30 protein-coding genes are annotated in these 19,244 nt (G+C 52.3%); 5 read left to right on the top strand and 25 right to left on the bottom strand.

The genetic code is table 11. The features are described 5' to 3' along the window. Positions 1-145 precede the first annotated feature (145 nt). From ACSEXW_RS14310 to ACSEXW_RS14255, 12 genes are all read right to left on the bottom strand, one after another. Complete coding sequence (locus tag ACSEXW_RS14310) at positions 146-268, bottom strand: hypothetical protein (RefSeq protein ID WP_438446841.1); 123 nt, start codon at positions 266-268, stop codon at positions 146-148. Positions 269-285: 17 nt separating this feature from the next. Next, positions 286-435, bottom strand: coding sequence for a hypothetical protein (locus ACSEXW_RS14305; protein WP_438446840.1), 150 nt, complete (start codon positions 433-435; stop codon positions 286-288). Positions 436-785: 350 nt separating this feature from the next. After that, positions 786-1,178 carry a single-stranded DNA-binding protein gene (locus ACSEXW_RS14300; RefSeq protein WP_438446839.1) on the bottom strand — a complete coding sequence of 131 codons (393 nt, stop codon included), beginning with the start codon at positions 1,176-1,178 and terminating at the stop codon, positions 786-788. A 2-nt stretch (positions 1,179-1,180) separates the two neighbouring features. After that, positions 1,181-1,867: a Rad52/Rad22 family DNA repair protein gene (locus tag ACSEXW_RS14295; protein ID WP_438446838.1), complete on the bottom strand. Its 687-nt coding sequence runs from the start codon at positions 1,865-1,867 to the stop codon at positions 1,181-1,183. Next, positions 1,809-2,078: a hypothetical protein gene (locus ACSEXW_RS14290; protein ID WP_438446837.1), complete on the bottom strand. Its 270-nt coding sequence runs from the start codon at positions 2,076-2,078 to the stop codon at positions 1,809-1,811. Before ACSEXW_RS14290 ends, ACSEXW_RS14295 begins: the two co-directional genes overlap by 59 nt. A gap of 39 nt (positions 2,079-2,117) precedes the next feature. Then, positions 2,118-2,246, bottom strand: a complete 129-nt coding sequence (locus tag ACSEXW_RS14285; RefSeq protein ID WP_438446836.1) for a hypothetical protein — start codon at positions 2,244-2,246, stop codon at positions 2,118-2,120. Between the two features lie 120 nt (positions 2,247-2,366). Then, positions 2,367-2,558, bottom strand: a complete 192-nt coding sequence (locus ACSEXW_RS14280) for a hypothetical protein (protein ID WP_438446835.1) — start codon at positions 2,556-2,558, stop codon at positions 2,367-2,369. After that, positions 2,559-2,780: a hypothetical protein gene (locus ACSEXW_RS14275; RefSeq protein ID WP_438446834.1), complete on the bottom strand. Its 222-nt coding sequence runs from the start codon at positions 2,778-2,780 to the stop codon at positions 2,559-2,561. Next, on the bottom strand, positions 2,761-2,940 hold the full coding sequence (locus ACSEXW_RS14270) for a hypothetical protein (protein ID WP_438446833.1): 180 nt from the start codon (positions 2,938-2,940) through the stop codon (positions 2,761-2,763). The genes ACSEXW_RS14275 and ACSEXW_RS14270 overlap by 20 nt, the downstream gene beginning before the upstream one ends. Before the next feature lie 366 nt (positions 2,941-3,306). Further along, positions 3,307-3,495: a helix-turn-helix domain-containing protein gene (locus ACSEXW_RS14265; protein WP_438446832.1), complete on the bottom strand. Its 189-nt coding sequence runs from the start codon at positions 3,493-3,495 to the stop codon at positions 3,307-3,309. A gap of 14 nt (positions 3,496-3,509) precedes the next feature. Beyond that, on the bottom strand, positions 3,510-3,707 hold the full coding sequence (locus tag ACSEXW_RS14260; RefSeq protein ID WP_438446831.1) for a helix-turn-helix transcriptional regulator: 198 nt from the start codon (positions 3,705-3,707) through the stop codon (positions 3,510-3,512). A 6-nt stretch (positions 3,708-3,713) separates the two neighbouring features. Beyond that, positions 3,714-3,953 carry a helix-turn-helix domain-containing protein gene (locus ACSEXW_RS14255; RefSeq protein WP_438446830.1) on the bottom strand — a complete coding sequence of 80 codons (240 nt, stop codon included), beginning with the start codon at positions 3,951-3,953 and terminating at the stop codon, positions 3,714-3,716. Positions 3,954-4,107: 154 nt separating this feature from the next. Here ACSEXW_RS14255 and ACSEXW_RS14250 point away from each other — a divergent pair, with 154 nt between their 5' ends. Beyond that, a complete protein-coding gene (locus tag ACSEXW_RS14250) occupies positions 4,108-4,497 on the top strand; it encodes a helix-turn-helix domain-containing protein (protein WP_438446829.1) in 390 nt (129 codons plus the stop codon). A gap of 204 nt (positions 4,498-4,701) precedes the next feature. After that, on the top strand, positions 4,702-4,926 hold the full coding sequence (locus ACSEXW_RS14245) for a helix-turn-helix transcriptional regulator (protein WP_438446828.1): 225 nt from the start codon (positions 4,702-4,704) through the stop codon (positions 4,924-4,926). Between the two features lie 678 nt (positions 4,927-5,604). Here the strand turns inward: ACSEXW_RS14245 and ACSEXW_RS14240 are convergent. The 4 genes from ACSEXW_RS14240 to ACSEXW_RS14225 all read right to left on the bottom strand — a co-directional run bounded on the left by ACSEXW_RS14240 (position 5,605) and on the right by ACSEXW_RS14225 (position 7,397). Further along, a complete protein-coding gene (locus ACSEXW_RS14240) occupies positions 5,605-5,883 on the bottom strand; it encodes a hypothetical protein (protein ID WP_438446827.1) in 279 nt (92 codons plus the stop codon). A gap of 2 nt (positions 5,884-5,885) precedes the next feature. After that, entirely contained in the window at positions 5,886-6,146 is a 261-nt protein-coding gene (locus ACSEXW_RS14235) for a hypothetical protein (RefSeq protein ID WP_438446826.1), read from the bottom strand. Next, positions 6,146-7,018, bottom strand: coding sequence for a hypothetical protein (locus ACSEXW_RS14230; RefSeq protein WP_438446825.1), 873 nt, complete (start codon positions 7,016-7,018; stop codon positions 6,146-6,148). Before ACSEXW_RS14230 ends, ACSEXW_RS14235 begins: the two co-directional genes overlap by 1 nt. A gap of 163 nt (positions 7,019-7,181) precedes the next feature. After that, complete coding sequence (locus ACSEXW_RS14225) at positions 7,182-7,397, bottom strand: helix-turn-helix domain-containing protein (protein ID WP_438446824.1); 216 nt, start codon at positions 7,395-7,397, stop codon at positions 7,182-7,184. A gap of 104 nt (positions 7,398-7,501) precedes the next feature. On the opposite strand from ACSEXW_RS14225, the gene ACSEXW_RS14220 reads away from it, so the two are divergent. Beyond that, positions 7,502-8,017 carry a helix-turn-helix domain-containing protein gene (locus tag ACSEXW_RS14220; RefSeq protein WP_438446823.1) on the top strand — a complete coding sequence of 172 codons (516 nt, stop codon included), beginning with the start codon at positions 7,502-7,504 and terminating at the stop codon, positions 8,015-8,017. A gap of 12 nt (positions 8,018-8,029) precedes the next feature. Further along, entirely contained in the window at positions 8,030-9,103 is a 1,074-nt protein-coding gene (locus ACSEXW_RS14215; RefSeq protein ID WP_438446822.1) for a site-specific integrase, read from the top strand. Positions 9,104-9,190: 87 nt separating this feature from the next. On the opposite strand, the gene dprA is transcribed toward ACSEXW_RS14215, so the two are convergent. From dprA to ACSEXW_RS14195, 4 genes are all read right to left on the bottom strand, one after another. Continuing rightward, complete coding sequence (dprA, locus tag ACSEXW_RS14210; RefSeq protein WP_438446821.1) at positions 9,191-10,306, bottom strand: DNA-processing protein DprA; 1,116 nt, start codon at positions 10,304-10,306, stop codon at positions 9,191-9,193. 99 nt (positions 10,307-10,405) lie between these two features. After that, positions 10,406-11,338 (bottom strand): succinate--CoA ligase subunit alpha, encoded by a 933-nt coding sequence (sucD, locus tag ACSEXW_RS14205; protein ID WP_438446820.1) that lies wholly within the window; start codon positions 11,336-11,338, stop codon positions 10,406-10,408. A 30-nt stretch (positions 11,339-11,368) separates the two neighbouring features. Continuing rightward, positions 11,369-12,535, bottom strand: coding sequence for an ADP-forming succinate--CoA ligase subunit beta (sucC, locus tag ACSEXW_RS14200; protein WP_438446819.1), 1,167 nt, complete (start codon positions 12,533-12,535; stop codon positions 11,369-11,371). A 319-nt stretch (positions 12,536-12,854) separates the two neighbouring features. Beyond that, a complete protein-coding gene (locus ACSEXW_RS14195) occupies positions 12,855-13,103 on the bottom strand; it encodes a hypothetical protein (RefSeq protein WP_438446818.1) in 249 nt (82 codons plus the stop codon). Between the two features lie 163 nt (positions 13,104-13,266). Here ACSEXW_RS14195 and ACSEXW_RS14190 point away from each other — a divergent pair, with 163 nt between their 5' ends. Continuing rightward, entirely contained in the window at positions 13,267-14,853 is a 1,587-nt protein-coding gene (locus ACSEXW_RS14190) for a YifB family Mg chelatase-like AAA ATPase (RefSeq protein ID WP_438446817.1), read from the top strand. Between the two features lie 19 nt (positions 14,854-14,872). Here ACSEXW_RS14190 and ACSEXW_RS14185 read toward each other — a convergent pair whose 3' ends face one another. From ACSEXW_RS14185 to ylqF, 5 genes are all read right to left on the bottom strand, one after another. Further along, positions 14,873-15,274 carry a YraN family protein gene (locus ACSEXW_RS14185; RefSeq protein WP_438446816.1) on the bottom strand — a complete coding sequence of 134 codons (402 nt, stop codon included), beginning with the start codon at positions 15,272-15,274 and terminating at the stop codon, positions 14,873-14,875. Next, positions 15,271-15,585, bottom strand: coding sequence for an EscU/YscU/HrcU family type III secretion system export apparatus switch protein (locus ACSEXW_RS14180; protein WP_438446815.1), 315 nt, complete (start codon positions 15,583-15,585; stop codon positions 15,271-15,273). The genes ACSEXW_RS14185 and ACSEXW_RS14180 overlap by 4 nt, the downstream gene beginning before the upstream one ends. Next, a complete protein-coding gene (locus ACSEXW_RS14175) occupies positions 15,582-17,495 on the bottom strand; it encodes a TP0910 N-terminal domain-containing protein (protein ID WP_438446814.1) in 1,914 nt (637 codons plus the stop codon). The genes ACSEXW_RS14180 and ACSEXW_RS14175 overlap by 4 nt, the downstream gene beginning before the upstream one ends. A gap of 72 nt (positions 17,496-17,567) precedes the next feature. Next, complete coding sequence (gene rnhB / locus ACSEXW_RS14170) at positions 17,568-18,182, bottom strand: ribonuclease HII (protein ID WP_438446813.1); 615 nt, start codon at positions 18,180-18,182, stop codon at positions 17,568-17,570. A 159-nt stretch (positions 18,183-18,341) separates the two neighbouring features. Next, entirely contained in the window at positions 18,342-19,238 is an 897-nt protein-coding gene (gene ylqF, locus ACSEXW_RS14165; RefSeq protein ID WP_438446812.1) for a ribosome biogenesis GTPase YlqF, read from the bottom strand. Positions 19,239-19,244 lie beyond the last annotated feature (6 nt).

Below are 19,244 nucleotides of genomic sequence, written 5' to 3'. Positions count from 1 at the left end.
TAACTTACTTTTTTCTTTTTCGCGAATTTCTATAATCTTCCCAAGCTGCGATAATCAGCTTCACGATTACGACGATTCCTATGATAGAAAACACAATCAGCCCTATGACATCCTTGATGGTCCAGATAAACATGTTTTTCACCTCTCAACACTTCGTCGGTTCATTCGTTCGTAGCGCATCCCATTCGGATTCGCATTCATCATCGCTCCACGTTGCAATGATTTCCGGGTTATAGCCGCTTTCGAGTAACAAATCACGATATTCCATCGAATGATCCTCCATATTCAATAAGATTCGTCATCGCCGTGGTAGTCGTGTCCTTCCATGCCTTCCTTGTAGTATTCCAACCACCCGCCGACTTCCCAAGATTCACACTCTACTTTTTCTTCCCACGGGCCTATATGATCGGTTCCCCAAACTTTCAGCACTCCCACGATGGACACCACCTATTCATTGTGATTCTTTAAGCTTCAGCAGCTCACCAAACCGTTCTAACCATTGCCGACCTTCCTTACACGAATCCGCCCAAGTGTGACAAGAGAGGCATAAGTGCGCTAAGTCATTCACTGTGGTCCTGGGCAATTTCCACCGCCGGGTTAGGTGGGCGGCTTGTAACGCCAACCCACCTTTACCGCAACATTCGCAGACGCCTTGTGAGCGGTCTAGAAGCTCCTTGCGAACAGTTGGAGTGACAGCACCTCTCTGCTTTTGCGTAGGCTTAGAGCGGCGATATGACGGTTTAGGAACATCGTTCAGGCTAAAGGTTATAGCCATGGGTTACCTCCTAGAAAGGTAAGTCAGACGAATCAAAATCCAGCGGCTTTCCATCATCCTGGAACGGATCGTCCGATGAAGGCTTGTGTTTACCGTCTTCCTTGTAATCCAGAAACTCCACGACCTCAGCCACGACTTTCACCTGACTCCGCTTCTGACCGTCCTTCTCCCAGGTATCCACCTTTAGCCGTCCTTCAATCAGCACCTTGCGACCCTTGCCGCTGTGATTCGCTACGTTCTCCGCTGTCTTCCCCCACATTTCTACCTCGAAGAAGTAGCTTTTCTTCTGATCTCCGTACCCTTCGTCTACAGCCAGTGCGGACTTGGATACGCATTTACCGCTTTCCAATGCCTTAAAGTCGATCTCTCTAGTCCAACGGCCTGTAAGTATTACCTTGTTCATGATTATTTAGCCTCCTGTTTCTGTTCTTGCGCCTTGGTCAACAAGCCTTTAGCGAGAATTTCCTGCATCTGTTTAAAGTTGTGCCCCTTCTCTTGTTGCTTCTTAATCCAATCTTCGAATCCGTCCATTGATCCCTTGAATTGCTTGTATTTCGCCTTCAAGGTAGGCGGCGGGATATCCGTGTGCTGTTCTTCTTTCGGAGGCTCAGAAGGCCGTTTTTGTGCGTCTGGATACTCGTATCCATCAGGCAAAGCCCATGCCGGTAGCCTTGGTTCACTCTTTAAGCGGAACGACTTACCAGCCGGAACAATATCCACCCACACATTGTCCAGATTGTAGAGGTATCGACCGATTCCCCATTGATATCCGGCGCGTTTCATGGCATCAGACAATCCACCTTTTACCGCTTCCGTTTGGCTGTCATCTGCTCCGTCCCATTTGGTAATCCATTCCCCTTCGACTTTTACTGAGATCCCGCACAATTGGCTGTTTCCTTTCCATTCGCGGAACTCGTTGCGCCATCCGAACGGGCCGAATATGGAGTCCAGCCGGTTCATAATCGCACGGTTGGTGACGTAGGCAAGCGCAATTCCCTTGGTTTTTTCACCGTTTGTGGAGCCTACGCGCCACTCAATGTCCTCCGGGAGAAACGGTTCCTGTAGACGCTTCATGATCTCCTGTGCATCCATGTGGTGTTACCTCCAATTGATAAGTGATTTTTAACGCCGTCGGTTTATAATCATCTGGATTCTCCGGCCCGTAATAGCCGTGTAGGAACGCGCTAACCTCTTCGGGAGTACCGAACCTTACCGCCGCTGTCTCGTCCTTGGTGGGCTCACAGCGAACCGTAATGAAGTGACCGTTTTTATGCTGGGGGATGTAGCGAATTTTGGATTTCACATCTTCGCCTCCCATGTGGTAAAATAGGCATAACAAGTCTTACTTAGCGGTTGGACTTTCGAAGCACTGTTGACGCAGTGCTTTTTGTATTTTCTGCATAAAACTCATCAACTCCAGGTTAGGCGCTTGTGTCGCGTGGAGTTTCTTGATGATCTCCAGAGTATCCATTCTGACACCTCCATTCCCTCTGTAAGCTGCGCTGGTTCATTCTGACTAGCCATAGGTATGTGCCTTTGTTTTGCTTCTTAGAAGCGGTTTTAGCGAGGTTACGGAATACGTCACGGTCTATCATCCCGCCTTCGCCTCCTTCACATGCAACCCCTTGACTCGCTCTATTTCCGCTTCAATGGTGTCGTAGAATTCCTCGTGTTCAAACTCCGGCCATACCAACAGGAATGTTTCAGGTAGAGCCGTATGCCCCCTCTTCAAGCATTCTTCTGCGTAAGTGGTTACCGCCATACGGCACATATCCTTGGTCATTTACGCCACATCCTTTTCATGTTCATGGTTGAATTTCCGTTGTTCATCGGGGTAATTGGGCGCCAGCGCATATTCCAAATCGTCAATGAGATAGCCGATCTCGTTCAGGTCGTGTTCCATCCAATCGATAATGTCCCGCATGCCGTACGTTAATCCGGCCTGCTTGGCATCGTACAGCTTCTGTAATCTTTCCCTGATTTGTTCAAGCAGCGTCTTTTCCATGTCCAATCGCCTCCAATTTGATTTTGAACAATTCTGCTCCCATCCGGTCATGATCCTGAATCAGCGCATCGAAAAATGGTTGGTATTCGTCTAATGCGTACTCATTGAACATTTCACGGAGTTTGAGAATAGCGTCTTCGGTTTCGATTTCTCTTGGCATATTGTTTTATCTCTCCTTTATGTGGGGTTAGGGGTTCGGCCTCCACTTCGTTAAGCGGATTCGGTCGGCTCGATGGCCTTCGGCCTATACCCAGCAGTTATGCAAAACCGAGGCAACCAACGGCTACAACTTCACCGACTAAGCTGTAATCGCAGGAGGCGATATGAGCAGCCTCTTGTCGAGAGTTAGCTATAACCTCGTGCTTTTCAATCACCATTTGCTTTCCATTCCACCGTTGCATTCGAACTTCGTACTTGTACATTTTCTTCATCCTTTCTTCGATTCGACCGAACTGCTCAGCGAAGCGGAGGCCGTATAGGGTTTTGCGCAACTTCATGCTATAATGGAGCGTTAATGTTAATGGGATTAAGCAGATACGTCCATGCTTGCACTTTCTAAGGATTCCATCCATTTCAACAAGGTCTGATGCCTAAACAAAATTCTACGTCTTACACGAAAATGCGGGATTTGCTTTTGCCGAACCATTTCATACAAGGTGTCTTCACAAATCCCTATGATTGCGGCGGCTTCTTTGGCTGTGAGCGTCTCTCGCATGTTATAGAACCTCCTTATGCACTTTGGTTATCCAGTAGGTCGAGGTATGCAATGAACCGTTCTTTTGGCCAGAGCTTGATTTTAGGAGTCACCTGGATACATCCAGCTCGAGGGTCATTCATCAACTCGTAGATTTTTGATTTCTTTAGCGGTAAAATTTCCATTACATCTTTTGCACGAAGGTACAAAGGCAGATTTTCTAAGCTGTTCATGTGCGATCACTCCGTTCCTGTTTTGATAAATTTTTTATCATCGTGGTTAAAAAAAATATCAGGGAACAATTTCTTGCTGCTTACTTTGTAATACCGTTCAAACTTTAGCATCGTGTCTCGTCCTGGCTTTACGTTGCCATTCTCTAAAGAACGCACATAAACTTCAGAAATACCAAGGTCTAACGCGACTTCGCTTCGATTCTTTTTGCGTTTCGTCCGCTCGGTAGTCAAGCGTTCGCGCTTCATCGTTAACCATCTCCTTTGATAAGTTTTTTATCGATGAGTTCAATATACATGATAAATTTCTTATCGTCAATCCCTTTTGATAAAGTTTTTATCAATTGTTTATTGTGATACATTTTTTATCTATAATTGACTATAGTCAATGGAGGTGAACTCATTGCTCGGTAAGCGTTTGAAGGAATTGCGAGGCCCTAGAACTCAACAAGAGATAGCAGACAAACTGGAGATATCTCGAGCTAGGTATTCACATTATGAGAATGATCATGTACAGCCAGATAACGAGCTTCTCCAACGAATGGCTAATTTTCATAAAGTAAGTATCGATTATTTACTTGGGAGGGAAAGTGAAGGGAAAACAAAAAACGGATCTATTGCCGCGGAATCATCCGCAGAATATAACCCGTCACAAGGAGAGTATATGGAATTTATTAGACTATTGGAAAAAGAATTCAACGTGGACCTATCCAAAGAAGAAAATCGGACCAAGATTATTGAGTCACTAAAGATCGTCTCGAAAATCTGGGAGCTTGACAATAAGTCCAAGTGAAATGATGAACCGGTAATACTCTTCAGGATCCACACTCTCCAGGCCATCAACGGAGGAGAGTATTTTTTTTAGTTCTGAAAGTAACTGTTTACGCTGGTGTTCGTCTGTACTCATCCAATGCACCGTCCGTTTCTTGGTTGTTTTAGATTTGTGGAACATATGTTCGTTTTATAGTTGCAAAATATTGATGTTAGGGGTAAATTCATGGCGCTCCAGATCCGGATTAGGAGGAGCCGCTTGCCCTTATTACTTAAGAAGGCCAAGAGAACGCAACTGGACCTTGCGTTATTCCTTGGTGTGTCCCAACCATTCATCTCGCAGGTATCGAACAACAAAGAGGTTTTTTCGTATGAGATGGCTGCTAATGCCGCGTTATTCCTCGGCTGCAGTATGGAGGATCTCTACGAAATGGAACACGTTTCTTCCTAAAAGGGCAAGGGGCTTGAGTAGATAATAAGCTACTCTCTCCTACCGGGTCAATATAAGGCATGCCTTATCGCATGTGATGGAAATAAGCCTTGTAATGTCGCCCATCGTCGCTGTTGTTCTCGACATTACATCGGATGTTATCCACATTATAAGGGCTTGTACTGCTTTATGTTGTCGAAATTTGTAGAAGACGTCTTTTGGCACATATACGATAACAACGGTAATGTAATGATGTTAAACGCTTCCATTGTATGTAATTACATTCCATAATTATAGGTTATTATACCTACTTTCCAGAAAGCGCCCGAATCCATATCATTCGATGAATGAAACGTTTTTACGGTCCGTGTCAAAAGTAATTAATTTATCTGCTAGTACATGGTAATAAATACGATACCATAGGCAACCTTGTCGAATAATATTAAAGCATTCACAGAATGTTCAGATTATGAAACGAACTCTGTTCGCTTTTTGGTGTCTGCATGCTCATAATAACGAATGTATGTTCGTATCGTCAATGCAGATAATGGTAATATGACGGTTTGCAAGTATGTTGCGTGTGAGCTGCGGGTATTGTGGGCTATGCCAATCATGATGTAATATGTATGTATCAGGCATAGCCCTGGGTTATAGCGTCCATCTTCCGACCGGCCAAGGATTAGGAAGATGGTTTTTCTTTTATGGTAATCTCCTTTCAATGCGATCTAGGTAGTTTGCATAATCCCACTCGAGTTTGTGAAGCTTTAGAAATCCAGAGAGTATCTTTTCTCTGCGCCTCTTCCACTTCAGGAATTCCTCGTAACTTTTCATTAGATCTTCGTTCTTTTCCTCGAAAGCATCCATTACCGCGCTTCCAACTTGCATGTACTCAATTACATCTTCTGTAGAAAGTAGTTCTCCAGCGTCAACCCTTTTAAAAAAGTCCTTTTGGATAGTTCTTAATACATCGTAGTGCATTTTTAAACCCCCACGTACTCAATCATTTTTTCCAATAGCAACAGGTCCATGTATTCATCAGAAATGGCGGTTTCATTTAATTCAAGTGATCTAGCTGCATAGGCTGCTACATCCTGCCATTTGAAGTTATTCGGATCCATTTGGTGTCCTGCTTCATTCATCGCATTAATTCCAACGTTAGATATGAGTTCAATAGCAGCCATCGCAGATTTATGGCATTCCTCAATATGTTTTAGAATTTTCCTTTGCATGATATGATCCATTAGATCGCTACCCCCGCCATCGTTTTCGCCAGGCGAATCGCCGGTACTAGAAGATTTAGTTCCTCTACCACATCAACCATTTTAGCCTTTTCTCCACGTTCTATCTTGTTCTGAAGTCTTTTCTTAAGATCAACGTGGTTTTGTTTCGCGAGAACACTATAGATATTGTTGTACGCATCTTCCCATTCTAGAGAGTGTCTCCTCGCATACTTTCTAACGGCATCATTAAATTGCGTTCTTAATGGAACGTCTACATTAACCATACCTTTTTTAATATCATCGAGTTCTGCAATTAGTTCTTTGTTTTTTTCGTTTGCTTCTGCTGCCATCTTGTTTGCTTCATCTGCTTTTTTATCTGCTTCAGCAATCTGGCTTTGAATTTGTAGCATTGCTTTGTACGACTGGCTTATTGCATCGGACAATTGCCCTAGGATATTAAGTTCTGTAGGTATTTGAACAACGTTTGTAGAGGCTTCGTTGCCATTTGGGGCAACGTTATCCAGCAGCACGTCTCTAACTACCTTTGCGACCTCACTCTCCTCAAGTAACATCCCAACTCGTAAAGCAGATCGTCTTGTGAATAGCATCAGTCTTCCAATATTCCTGCTTAAGCCACATAGTGACTTTATGTCACTAAGTTCCTTGCCGCGAAGCGTCTTCATACCATCAGATTCAAGCTCATCCTTTTTTCTAACGGCCAACTGTCTAATAGCATCCGGTGTTACCTCATAGTAAGTAGCCAACATTTCAACTGTCATATGAATATCATCCGGCAACATAATTAACTTTTTCACCTTATCTAACACGTATGTCTTGTCGATAACAGACTCCCTAAGGGATTTGCTCTCGATGAGAATATCACTTTTAATCATTTTTTCTTCCTCCTTATATTGGGCTTGTCCAATTTGGAGGGATTAATCCATCATTTATCTTCTTGTTTTAGAAAGTCCGTTATGTATATAATGATGAATAGGGATTAATCCCAATTAACTGTGAAATCACCCTGCTCCCGCCAAGTTGCTAGGGTGTTTTCTTTTATGAAGCATTGTCTTTCACAATCTCGAGCATTTCCGAAATAGATACAGAAAAGTACTTACATAAAGCCTCCAATGTTTCATATTGAATACCTTTAGCACGATTGTACTTAATATTGACTATGGTGTTTTTGTTAAGACCCGTTGCAACAGATATCTCTTCAACACTAAATGCATTGTGTTTCGCCATTAACATGGATAAGTTATTCCGGATCATGTTAACCCTCCTTTCTAATCGTTCTTAATCCTAATATATTAGGATTTATATTGATATCATAGTACTTTTACTATTCATTGTCAATACTTAACAGGGGTGAAAAAATGATTAAATGTAACCTAGGTGTGCTAATGGCTGAAAGAAACATAAAAAATATCGATATTGTTTATGCCACTGGAATAAACAAAAACACTGTAACTTCCTTGGTAAATAACAAGGCAACTGGAATCCAATATGATACCTTGGATAGATTATGTGACTTTTTGAATGTAACACCTGGACAACTTCTAAAACGGGTAGAACTTGTATTCCGACATAATGACGTTATTGAAGAAAAAAAAGGAATATACACAATTACATTTACTGCAAAAATTGATGAAGTGATAGTTAACAGTAATTTTAAAGTAGAGATTTTAATAGAAAAGGAAACAACAACGAGAGCGCATTATAATTTAACAGCCACTTTCACAAGAAAAGAACATAATAAGTTGGCAATCATTCCAATGCCGGCATTAAGAGATGAAATCGGAATTATGACGGTTGAAGCACTTGGTGATACATTTTTTTCTGATGACAAAATAGACGAGATACGTTGTCAGATTATTATTGAAAATGATTAATGGAGGCCCATTATGCCATACTTCCGACAACGCGGCGACAAATGGAGCTTCACAATCAATGCTGGGAAAGATCCTATCACTGGCAAACGGAAGCAGATTGTTCGAAGTGGTTTCAATACGGAGAAAGAAGCGCAGAAAGCTGCAGCTAAAATAGAGCGGGATCTCGAGGCCGGTAAACGTGCCGATTCCCCTACTCTCATTGAGTTTGCTACCCAATACTTCGAGACGCAGGTTAAATCCCAGGTAACAGACTCCACCTACTGGAATCAATGGCATTACATGAGTGAGTTTGTGTTTCCGGTGCTGGGGAAGTTGAAGTTAGACAAGATCACCTATCTTCATGTTGAGAAGTTCTACAGCTCATTGATTGAACGAGGAATCAAAAGGGGGACAATCAAGAATATCTCCTTGGTACTCAATAAGACATTCAAGACCGCGCAGAAGTGGCAGTACATCATAAACAACGTCATGGATCACGTGAAGACGCCGACATATAAACCGGCTAAGATGAAAGTTTGGAACACAGACGAAGTTAAACGCTTTGTAGAGGGCACACAGGGTACCAAGTATCACATCGCATTCGTTATTGCACTCTCCACCGGAATGCGTCTAGGCGAAATCCTGGGCCTTCATTGGGACGATATTGATTGGGAGCGTAAGCAACTTACCATCACTCGATCATTGAAATACGACATGGTGAACCGGCTGCACACGAAGGACACGAAGAACGACCATTCGCAACGGACCATCACCCTACCGGACGCAACCGTAGCCGCGTTGCTCGAGCATCGATCACAGCAGCTCCCCGGTCTTCATATGGTGGTCAATTTCGCGGATAAATATGCCCTACCATCCGAAGTGTCCCGCGAGTTCCAAATGCAGGTGAAGCGTCTTAAGATGACAATGATTCGATTTCACGATATGCGGCATACCCACGCTACCATGTTGTTGCAAATGGGCGTTAATGTTAAAGTAGTAGCAGAACGGTTAGGTCACTCGAACGTGACTACAACATTGAACACTTACGCTCACGTCCTCCCTTCCATGCAGAAAGAAGTCGCGGACAAGCTAAACGACGTTTTCTAGGTGGTACAGTGTGGTCATCCACAATAACACCTGTGGATAACTCTATAAAAATAGCACTAATTTCATAGCTTGTGATACAAAGAGTGGTCAATCGGTAGAGACAAAAAGAAAAACCCTTATGTAGCAAGGGTTTTCGAGTCTTACTGGTTGACCATTATCTTTCATTTGTAAAGATAACAGAATTGCATGCAAAAGTCCAAAATTTGTTTGGGAGCGCTCCACCAGATCGTCTATAGTACAGGGACCTTCCCCCAAAAGCTCCATGATTCTCGCCTCTTCCGGCGTCAATTCCCGGCAACCTCCGCGCTCCGGCGACAGATGCTGCCCCTGTCCCACGATATGCTTGTATTCGGCCATAAGATCATGGGCGCCCGTCACGAGCTGAGCTCCCTTCTGGATTAGCCGGTTGGTGCCTGCGCTCTTAGGGGAGGTCAATGGTCCCGGAACGGCGAACACATCCCGGGATTCCTCCAGGGCCAGATCCGCCGTAATGAGGGAGCCGCTCTGCAGCGCCGCCTCCACCACCAGAGTACCCAAGGAGACTCCCGCGATAATCCGATTCCTCTGGGGAAACATGCCGGGGGCTCCGCTCATGCCGGGAGGGTATTCCGACAGAATCAGACCCTTCTCGGCAATATTATGATAGAGGGAGGCATGCTCCCGGGGATAGATGACATCAATGCCGCAGCCCAACACTGCGATAGTGCTGCCGGAGCCATGGAGCGCCGACTGATGGGCTGCCCCGTCGATTCCTCGGGCCAACCCGCTGACCACGCATACTCCCGCTTCAGACAGATCGCGGGCGAACCGCTCCGCCGCCCGCTTCCCGTAAATCGTCGGAGTTCGGGTGCCGACCACGGCGATGCAGGGCTTGTCCAGCAGCTCCCGCCGCCCCCGGGAGTAGAGGACCCAGGGAGGCTGGCCGGTCTCGGACAACAGCTCCGGATACTCCGGGGAACAACGAGTCAGAGGAACGATATCGCTCCCTTCATACTTGGCGGATACGGCCGCAACCGCCTGCTCCGTCAGCCGCGACGCCAGATAAGCCGCCTTATTCTGCGGCAGACCCAAGCTTCGGAGCTCCTGAACCGATGCTCCCAGCACGTCCTGAAGCTCGGGATACCGGCCCCACAGGAGGCGGATCGTTTTCCAGCCGATGCCCTCCAGTTCGTGAAGCGTTACCAAAATCTCATGATTCTTCATTCGTATAATCTCTCCTTTTTTTGTAAATCAAACAAAAACAAAAAACCTTCCGGTTTCCGCTGGATGCGGAAATCGGAAGGTTGCTTACCTTACCGTCATTTATTTGCGGGTGATGCATTTGTCCAGCAGGCCCTTCTCCTCCAGGACGCTGACCAGGGTGGAGCCCATCTCGGATGGAGTCGGCGCTACGCGGATGCCGCAGCGCTCCATGGTGGCGACCTTCTCGGCAGCGGTGCCTTTGCCTCCGGAGATGATGGCGCCGGCGTGGCCCATACGCTTGCCGGCCGGAGCGGTCTTGCCGCCGATGAAGCCGACAACCGGCTTGGTCATGTTGGCTGCGATCCACTCAGCCGCCTCTTCCTCGGCGGTGCCTCCGATCTCGCCGATCATGATGACCGCGTAGGTGTCCGGATCTTCATTGAAGAGCTTCAGGATGTCGATGAATTCGGAGCCCTTGACCGGGTCTCCGCCGATGCCGACGGCGCTGGACTGGCCGATGCCGCGGGTGGTCAGCTGATGGACCGCTTCGTAGGTCAGCGTGCCGCTGCGGGACACGACGCCCACATGGCCCGGGGTATGAATATAGCCCGGCATGATGCCGATCTTGCACTCGCCGGGAGTGATGACGCCCGGACAGTTCGGTCCGATCAGGCGGGTGCGCTTCCCTTCCATATAGCGGGCCACCTTCACCATGTCGAGCACCGGGATGCCTTCGGTGATACAGATGACCAGATCCAAGTCCGCATCGACCGCTTCCAGGATGGAATCGGCGGCGAAGGCCGGCGGCACGTAGATGACGGAGGCATTGGCGCCGGTGGCTTCCTTGGCTTCTAAGACCGTATTATACACCGGAAGGGTCACTTTTGTCCCGTCCTCCAGATCAAAATCCGCGGTGGTGCCGCCCTTGCCCGGAACTGCTCCGGCCACCATCTGGGTGCCGTACTCCAAGCCGCCCTTGGTGTGGAACATCCCGGTTTTGCCGGTCATGTTTTGGGTGATGACTTTCGTATTTTTATCGATCAAGATACTCATGGTATCGGGTCACATCCTTTTCGGAAGATATTAGGCGTTCTTCACTTGCGCAACGATCTTCTGGGCACCGTCGGCCATGGACTCGGCTGCGATGATGTTCAAGCCGGATTCGTTCAGAATTTTCTTGCCCAGCTCCACATTGGTGCCTTCGAGACGGACGACCAGCGGACGGTCCAGCCCGACCTGCTTGGCGGCTTCCACCACACCGTTGGCAATAACGTCACACTTCATGATCCCGCCGAAAATGTTCACGAAGATCCCCTGTACTTTCTCATCCGACAAAATAATCTTGAAGGCTTCGGTAACCTTCTCGGTGGTCGCCCCGCCGCCTACATCAAGGAAGTTGGCCGGTTCGCCGCCGTAATATTTGATGATGTCCATGGTTGCCATAGCCAGGCCGGCCCCGTTCACCATACAGCCGATATTGCCGTCCAGCGCAATGTAGGAGAGATCGAACTTGGAGGCTTGAATCTCCTTCTCGTCCTCTTCATCCAGGTCGCGGAGCTCCAGGATGTCCTTGTGGCGGAACAGTGCATTAGAGTCGAAGTTCAGCTTGGCGTCCAGCGCCATCACGTCGCCGCTGCCGGTGACGACCAGCGGATTGATCTCTGCGATGGAGCAGTCCTTGTCGACGAACGCGTTGTACAGCGCTGTCATAAACTTTACGGCCTTGCCGACCAGCTCGCCCGGAATGTTGATGGCATAAGCCAGCTTGCGGGCTTGGAACGCCTGGAGGCCGACGGCCGGGTCGATGACTTCCTTGAAGATCTTCTCCGGAGTATGGGCTGCGACCTCTTCGATTTCAGTGCCGCCTTCCTCGGAGGCCATCATCACGACGCGTCCCGTTGCGCGGTCGACAACCAGTCCTACATAATACTCCTTCTTGATGTCGCAGCCCTGCTCGATCAGGAGGCGCTTCACTTCCTTGCCTTCGGGACCGGTCTGATGGGTCACCAGCACTTTGCCGAGAATCTGCGCCGCATAAGTCCGCACCTCGTCCAGGCTCTTCGCCACCTTAACGCCGCCTGCTTTACCACGGCCGCCTGCATGAATCTGCGCTTTGACGACAACGACCGGGGTCCCCAGCGATTTCGCCGCTTCCACAGCCTCGTCCACGGTAAAAGCAACCTTGCCCTCCGGTACACTGACGCCGTATTGCTTCAGGACTGCCTTGCCTTGATACTCATGGATATTCATTCGTTAAGTCCTCCTGAGAGTTTTTTACACCGGGAAGCCCGGGTTTGTACGCAACCCTACGGTCTGTCTACGACACTCATCCTAAGCGCATTTCCCCTAGAAAATTCCTTCACGAAATCGTCAATTATGACAATTTGGCAAATCTTTTCACATTGTAACATGAAAAATTAGGTTTTGTCTTATTTTTTATCATCTAATAATAACTCTCGACCATAAAAGGTTTTAATGGGTGTGAAAAATACGTTTTCTTGCCCGCCCATTCCATGAAAAAGACGCACTTTCCAATAGAAATGCGTCTTTTTCATTCGTCTTTCGTGCGTTATCCCCGGGGCTCACGCTCCGCTTGCTTTATAAACCGCATCTCGTTCCCCGTGAAGCCGCATACCCGGCATTGAATATTCGGCTCCTGTTCATCCACCGCCACCGGCTCGTCCGTAGAGTCGACCATCCCTGTCACCGCGTCCTTGAGAAACGGCTGGCTGTACATGGTCACCATATTGAACTTCACCCGGTTGGAGCGGCAATTCGGACAAAAATAAGGCTTCTCCTGAATAGAGCTCTCGGCCATCCTTCTCACCTCGGTTCCAGTATGTCCAAAAACATGGATAAATAGTAAAATATGCGGTAAAATGATGAAAGATACGGTGATGAAGGAAGCACCTCTCTCCGGTACGAATGCGGCTTCTCGCGATTTAACGCGGGCTGCACGGACTAGGGGGAGGTTTTTTGGCATGTATGGGAAAATGATCAGCGCATGTGTGCACGGCATCGACGGAGCTCTGGTGGAGGTCGAGACAGATATTAGCAATGGACTGCCGGCATTCCAGGTGGTGGGACTGCCGGACAGCGCCATCCGTGAATCGACGGAGAGGGTTCGGGCGGCTCTCAAGAACTGCGGCTTCACCTTCCCCATGGAGCGGATCACGGTGAATTTGGCGCCGGCGGACGTCCGCAAGGAGGGATGCGCCTTCGATCTTGCCATAGCAGCCGGGATATTGACCGCCAGCGGGCAGATCGGTCCAAAGTATGGGGAGCACACCTTATGGATCGGCGAGCTCTCCCTAGATGGCACACTACGGCCGGTTCCCGGAGTCCTCTCCATGGTTCATTGTGCCGCACAGCAAGGAATCCGCCAAGTTATCCTTCCGGCAGAGAATGCCCGGGAGGCACAGCTGATTAGCGGCATGGAGATTTGGACTTTGCGCAGCTTAAGAGAGCTGGCCCCTGGCGGAAGAGGGGCGGAACGGTCCGGAAGCACCGATGGGGAGCTTGCGGCCAGCGGTGAAGCAGCGAACTCCGGAGGAGAAGCCCCCTCTCATGAGACCCCGGCGGATCATCTGTCCGAGGACTACGCGGACGTATGCGGCCAGCACCAAGCGAAGCGGGCCTTGATGATCGCCGCTGCCGGCCTGCACAATCTGCTCTTCATCGGACCGCCTGGAACGGGCAAAACCATGCTGGTCCGCCGTCTGCCGACCATTCTTCCCGAGATGGAGGACGAGGAAGCGCTGGAGGTCACCAAGATCTACAGCATCGCCGGCAAGCTCAAGGAGCGGGGGCAGCTCATCCGCACCCGTCCCTTCCGCTCCCCTCACCATACGGTTTCCTCCGGCGGACTGATCGGAGGCGGCTCCATACCGAAGCCGGGTGAGGTTAGTCTGGCTCATCGAGGCGTGCTGTTTCTGGATGAGCTGCCGGAGTTCGGCCGGGGAGCGCTGGAAGTGCTGCGTCAGCCGCTGGAGGACCGCTCGGTTACGATCGGAAGAGCCCGGGCCGTATTCACCTATCCGGCCCATGTGCTGCTTGCTGCCTCGATGAATCCTTGCCCCTGCGGCTACTACGGCTCGGAATCCTTGATGACTCCCTGCTCCTGCAGTCCCCTGAAGATCCTCCAGTACCGCGCCCGGATCTCCGGCCCTCTCTTGGACCGGATCGATCTGCACGTGGAGGTGCCCCGGACCCGATATGCGGACCTGGCTCCATCGCAGGACCTTCCCTTGTCCTCCGCCCGGATGAGGGAGCAGGTGAGACAGGCCCGCCATATGCAGGAGCACCGCTATGCCGGTAGCCGTTACCGCTTCAATGGAGAGCTCTCTGGCCAGAGTCTGCGCCGGTATTGCAGGCCCACTCGGGAAGCGGAGGCGCTGTTGGCCGAGACCTTCGAGGCGCTGGGTCTCAGCGTCCGGGCCCACGACCGGATCCTTAAGCTGGCCCGGACCATTGCGGATCTGGAGGAATCGGACGCCATCCTCGAAGCCCATGTGGCGGAAGCCGTGCAGTACCGAAACTTGGACAAAACAAATAAGCCGCTCGGTTGAGCGGCTGTTCGTGTCTGGATTAGAAGGCATTGGGGATATGCTTCACGGCCAGAGTTCCCTGTGAAGGGGAGCCGGTTACAGCAATGACGTCAAACCGGCACTTGCGTCCGTGCTGCTTGGTCGTGTAGAGGTAGAGGGTGGCCGTGTCCCGGACTTGACGGACTTTCCGCCAATCTACGGACTCCTCCGCACTGCCGAAGCGTCCTGCGGACCGGCGGGTGCGAACCTCCACGAAGACCAAGGTTTCTCCTTCTTCGGCGATCACATCGAGCTCACCGCTGCGGGCCCGCCAATTCCTTGCCAGAATCTGCAGCCCGGCACCGGCCAAATACCGGACCGCCGTCTCCTCCCCCCAACGGCCCAGGGCGACCCGGTTATCCTTCCGGGGAGAGCCGCCTGATTCCGTTCCATTCGCGCTCACTGCGAACGATCCCTCCAATCTCTAGCCCGGCGGTCCGACCGGTAGACGAAGGATAAGATTTCCGCTACCAGCTGGTACAGCTCCGGCGGGATCTCCTGGTTGATGTCCAGCTTGGACAGCACCTCCACTAGGGAGGCGTCCTCTTGGACGGCGACTCCTGACTCCTTCGCCCGCTTCAGGATCGATTCGGCAACGGTGCCTTTTCCCTTGGCGACGACGGTGGGAGCTTTGCTGCGGTCGGGGGCATATTTGAGCGCCACCGCTTTCTTGATGGCCGAGCGCTCCGGTTGGTCCTCATGGGGCTTGGTCATACGCGCAGATCCACCCCTTTGTAGGGCTTGGCCGTATAGAGACTGGCTGCTCTCGCGGCTTGTGCCGTGCCGCTGCCGGCTGCTGCGGCGCCTGCGCCCAGAGCCGGGTCCGGAACCACCGGTTCGGGATAGGGCAGCACCTTCATAGACAGGAATTGATACCCGATTCCCTCCAGCCCCGCCTTGATCTCCTCCCTGTATTCCTCCAGCAATTCCCCCAGGACGGGGAAATCATTGTGCACCTTCAAGCTGACGATCCGGTCCGTGACTTGGACATCCACCAGCGTGTGGCCCAAACTGAACATATTCAGATCGAACAGTAGCCTGCAGTTGGTCGCATCCAGTCCTCCGCGCGAGCCTTTCTTGGACTGGATATGGATGGATGCAGTCTGCTGCCCGTTGGCATTCATGAGAGGCAGCATCAGGGTCATATGGGTAAACAGGGACGTCCGGTCCCCCGTCATCAGCAGCTGCTGGCCCGTAATCTGCTGAACCAGCTGGCCTGCGCTCTCCTTTAGGGCCGGAGGAGCATCCTCCGAGGAAGCCAGCTGAAGCAGGAGCCCCTTCAGCGAGGCGGTCTCCGCGTCGGCCGGCCGCGGAGACGAAGGGTCGGCGGCAGACGGGCTCGAGCCGTCTGCCAGGCCGTCGCCGGGCGGCGGCAGGTGCGCGCCGCCCCGATCCGCGCGGGCGAGCTGCTGCTCGTGCTCCACGCCCAGCGCCTTCAGGAGCCGGCCGATCCACGGGGCCGGCTCCTCCTGCGCCGCAGGGGCGTGACGGGCGGCAGCCCGGCCCGCGTCAGGCGCAGCCTGCGGCTCTTGCGGCGCCGGCGCAGACGCCTGCGCTGCTGCGGCGGGGCCGGCGGCCCCCGCCTGCGCGGGCTGCGCCGCATCGCCGCCGCTGCGCGGGGCTGCGCCTGCAGCGCCACCGGCCGCAGCGCCCGGCGCTTGCGGCAGCGGCAGGGCGCTGGCCTCGCCTGCGGCGTTGGCGCTGCGGCCCGGGGCCGCCCCCGGCTCCGCCGCAGCAGACGCTGCGCTGCCGCCGCCGCGCGGCACGGCCGGGCCTGGCTGCGCGGCAGCCGCGGGCCCTTCGCCCTCCGCGGCGGCCTGCGGCGCTTGAGCCGGCGCCGCCGATTCGCCCGCACGGGGGCCAGCGCCACTGCCGGGACGCCATGCCGTAGCGGCCTTCGCCTGCGGCGCCCTGCTTGCAGCCCCTCCCGGCGCCTCAGGCTCCGGCATGGCCGGCAGCGCCTCCAGCGCCTGCCGGATCTGGCCCAGCAGCGCCCGCACCGGTGCAGGCAGCGTCTCTGCCGCTGCACCGTCCCCGTCCAGCAGCGCGGCAATCTGGCTGCCCATCGCCTTCAGCGACTGGTCCATCGGCTTGCCGAACAAGGTTCGGGCAAGCGAGCCCACCGTCTCCGACGTGACGGGGAGGCCGCGTTTGACAGCCACAAGCGCGGCCTCTCTCCATTGGCCCTCCTCCACCCCTTCGGGCCGTTCAGCCATGACTCCGGCGTGGGCTTGTACGGTTTCCTTGGACAACGGAGCTTGTCCTTGATGCAGCTCCTGGAGTGCTTTGCGGTTGACCGTCGAATCCTGGAGATCATAACCCTTCAGAATATCTGGAAGAGAACGCTCCGCGATCTGAACCCCCGAGGATTCCAGAGGCTTCAGAACCACCTGTCCGGAGGTGGATTCCGGCTGCACCTGCAAGAGCGTGATCTGCCCCTGCGCCATCGGCGTCTCCAGCCGCGCCCGCACCTGCACGCCGCCGATATTGACCAAGGCATCCTGCTCGGACATCAGCTGAAGGATCACGCCTCGAACGACCTGTCCGACCTTCAGCTCCAGCGCCTTGGGATCGGACACCTGTACGTCCCCGATCACACTTCGCAGCAGTTGACCGATGTTCATCTACATGCCCTCCTCCGTCCTTGGATTTCAATATTCCTTATATCGGCGCAAGCTCCAAGAATCATAAGAGGCTTAGAACAATTCCTGCTGCACGTTCAGAATCTTGCCCAGGAAGCTCCGCCGGTGCAGGGCAGAAGGGCCATAGGCCTCCAGCGCTTCCCGGTGCTGCTTCGTCGCGTAGCCTTTATGTACGGCAATGCCATATTCCGGATAATCCTGATCCCAATACAAGCACATCCGGTCCCGGGTCACCTTGGCGATGATGGATGCCGCGGCAATGGACTGGCTGAGCGCATCTCCATGGATGACCGCCATCTGCGGCAGGGGGCTGTCCACCTTCTCCGCGTCCACCAGCAGAAAATCGGGCTCCTGGCCCAGCTCCTCCAACGCACGCTTCATCGCCAGTCGCGCCGCCTGCTTGATGTTAATCCGGTCCACCGTCTCGGCATCGGCATATCCGACGCCAATCGCCAGTGCTTCCGCACGAATCACCTCGTACAGCTCGTCCCGGCGCTTCTCGCTCAGCTTCTTCGAATCATTGATGCCTTCGATCACCAAGCCCTCCGGCAGAATGACCGCTGCCGCCACCACATCCCCGAACAGGCACCCCCGGCCTACTTCGTCAATTCCCGCAATGCGACCATAGCCCTGCTCCCATAGCCCCTTCTCATATTCTAGAAGATTCATATGCCGCTCCGCTCCCCAACTGTCATCTTTTTATGTTTCTTCATTATAATGGATGTCGGCGCCGCCAACCAGCCTTCCTTCCTCGGTAAAGCCTTCCAGCGGCCTATAAGGTCCTTGCCCGTAAAAAGCAAAAAAACCGCCATAGGCGGTCTTCTAATCTCATCTGCTCTCCTGCGTAAGGTCCAGCCACTGGGAGGGCTTCTCCAGAGTAACCCGGCCCAGCTTGCCGGAGCGAAGCTCCCGCAGGAAGGTCACCGAGGCCTTGCCCAGATCCACCCGGCCGCCGCTAACGATACAGCCGCGCTTGCGTCCGATGGCTTCCATGACCTCCACCACATGATCCGGATTCTCCAGATCCTCCGGTATGGCCTCGATGCCGAAGCGTTCCCGGAATGCCTCCGGATACTCCGAAGCCATGAACCGAACCGTGTAGAAAGCCACGTCCTCCGCCGTCAGAAGCTCTTCCTTGATCGAGCCTATGGCCGCCAGCCTGTAGCCGACATTGGGGTCCTCGAACTTGGGCCATAGAATCCCCGGAGTATCCAGCAGCTCCATCTCTCCTCCGGCCATCTTGATCCATTGCTGCCCCTTGGTGACCCCCGGCTTGTCGCCGGTGGCCGCCACTTTGCGGCCCGCCAGCCGGTTGATCAGCGTCGATTTTCCCACGTTCGGTATGCCGACGATCAATGCGCGGAGTGCCCGGGGATTCATCCCCTTGCGGAGCTGCGCTTCAATCTTGTGGGCCATCAGCGTCCTGCACCGGGGTACGATTTCCCTGACTTGGTAGCCAGACACGGCGTCGATCGGCAGCGCATCCAATCCCTTCTCCTTAAAAAAAGCGATCCAGTCCGCAGTTGCGGCAGGATCCGCCAGATCATACTTATTCAGCAGCACCAGCCGGGGCTTGCCTTTTAATATCGTATCCACCATGGGGTTCCGGCTGGACATGGGGATCCGGGCATCCAGGAGCTCGATGGCGACGTCGATCAGCTTCAGCTTCTCTTCGATCTGCCTCCGGGCCCGGGTCATATGGCCGGGGAACCATTGGATGGTCATGTTCTC

Source organism: Oryzibacillus soli (assembly GCF_051594765.1).
Lineage (GTDB): Bacteria > Bacillota > Bacilli > Paenibacillales > NBRC-103111 > Paenibacillus_AR.
Note: the sequence above shows the minus strand (reverse complement) of the source record. Positions and strands in the feature narration are given on the sequence as shown.

Coding starts and splice junctions, on each gene's coding strand:
- ACSEXW_RS14310 (WP_438446841.1), bottom strand. CDS start 268: ATGGAATATCGTGATTTGTTACTCGAAAGCGGCTATAACCCGGAAATC.
- ACSEXW_RS14300 (WP_438446839.1), bottom strand. CDS start 1,178: ATGAACAAGGTAATACTTACAGGCCGTTGGACTAGAGAGATCGACTTT.
- ACSEXW_RS14295 (WP_438446838.1), bottom strand. CDS start 1,867: ATGGATGCACAGGAGATCATGAAGCGTCTACAGGAACCGTTTCTCCCG.
- ACSEXW_RS14285 (WP_438446836.1), bottom strand. CDS start 2,246: ATGGATACTCTGGAGATCATCAAGAAACTCCACGCGACACAAGCGCCT.
- ACSEXW_RS14280 (WP_438446835.1), bottom strand. CDS start 2,558: ATGACCAAGGATATGTGCCGTATGGCGGTAACCACTTACGCAGAAGAA.
- ACSEXW_RS14275 (WP_438446834.1), bottom strand. CDS start 2,780: ATGGAAAAGACGCTGCTTGAACAAATCAGGGAAAGATTACAGAAGCTG.
- ACSEXW_RS14270 (WP_438446833.1), bottom strand. CDS start 2,940: ATGCCAAGAGAAATCGAAACCGAAGACGCTATTCTCAAACTCCGTGAA.
- ACSEXW_RS14265 (WP_438446832.1), bottom strand. CDS start 3,495: ATGCGAGAGACGCTCACAGCCAAAGAAGCCGCCGCAATCATAGGGATT.
- ACSEXW_RS14260 (WP_438446831.1), bottom strand. CDS start 3,707: ATGAACAGCTTAGAAAATCTGCCTTTGTACCTTCGTGCAAAAGATGTA.
- ACSEXW_RS14255 (WP_438446830.1), bottom strand. CDS start 3,953: ATGAAGCGCGAACGCTTGACTACCGAGCGGACGAAACGCAAAAAGAAT.
- ACSEXW_RS14245 (WP_438446828.1), top strand. CDS start 4,702: ATGGCGCTCCAGATCCGGATTAGGAGGAGCCGCTTGCCCTTATTACTT.
- ACSEXW_RS14240 (WP_438446827.1), bottom strand. CDS start 5,883: ATGCACTACGATGTATTAAGAACTATCCAAAAGGACTTTTTTAAAAGG.
- ACSEXW_RS14235 (WP_438446826.1), bottom strand. CDS start 6,146: ATGGATCATATCATGCAAAGGAAAATTCTAAAACATATTGAGGAATGC.
- ACSEXW_RS14230 (WP_438446825.1), bottom strand. CDS start 7,018: ATGATTAAAAGTGATATTCTCATCGAGAGCAAATCCCTTAGGGAGTCT.
- ACSEXW_RS14225 (WP_438446824.1), bottom strand. CDS start 7,397: ATGATCCGGAATAACTTATCCATGTTAATGGCGAAACACAATGCATTT.
- ACSEXW_RS14220 (WP_438446823.1), top strand. CDS start 7,502: ATGATTAAATGTAACCTAGGTGTGCTAATGGCTGAAAGAAACATAAAA.
- ACSEXW_RS14215 (WP_438446822.1), top strand. CDS start 8,030: ATGCCATACTTCCGACAACGCGGCGACAAATGGAGCTTCACAATCAAT.
- dprA (WP_438446821.1), bottom strand. CDS start 10,306: ATGAAGAATCATGAGATTTTGGTAACGCTTCACGAACTGGAGGGCATC.
- sucD (WP_438446820.1), bottom strand. CDS start 11,338: ATGAGTATCTTGATCGATAAAAATACGAAAGTCATCACCCAAAACATG.
- sucC (WP_438446819.1), bottom strand. CDS start 12,535: ATGAATATCCATGAGTATCAAGGCAAGGCAGTCCTGAAGCAATACGGC.
- ACSEXW_RS14195 (WP_438446818.1), bottom strand. CDS start 13,103: ATGGCCGAGAGCTCTATTCAGGAGAAGCCTTATTTTTGTCCGAATTGC.
- ACSEXW_RS14190 (WP_438446817.1), top strand. CDS start 13,267: ATGTATGGGAAAATGATCAGCGCATGTGTGCACGGCATCGACGGAGCT.
- ACSEXW_RS14180 (WP_438446815.1), bottom strand. CDS start 15,585: ATGACCAAGCCCCATGAGGACCAACCGGAGCGCTCGGCCATCAAGAAA.
- ACSEXW_RS14175 (WP_438446814.1), bottom strand. CDS start 17,495: ATGAACATCGGTCAACTGCTGCGAAGTGTGATCGGGGACGTACAGGTG.
- rnhB (WP_438446813.1), bottom strand. CDS start 18,182: ATGAATCTTCTAGAATATGAGAAGGGGCTATGGGAGCAGGGCTATGGT.
- ylqF (WP_438446812.1), bottom strand. CDS start 19,238: ATGACCATCCAATGGTTCCCCGGCCATATGACCCGGGCCCGGAGGCAG.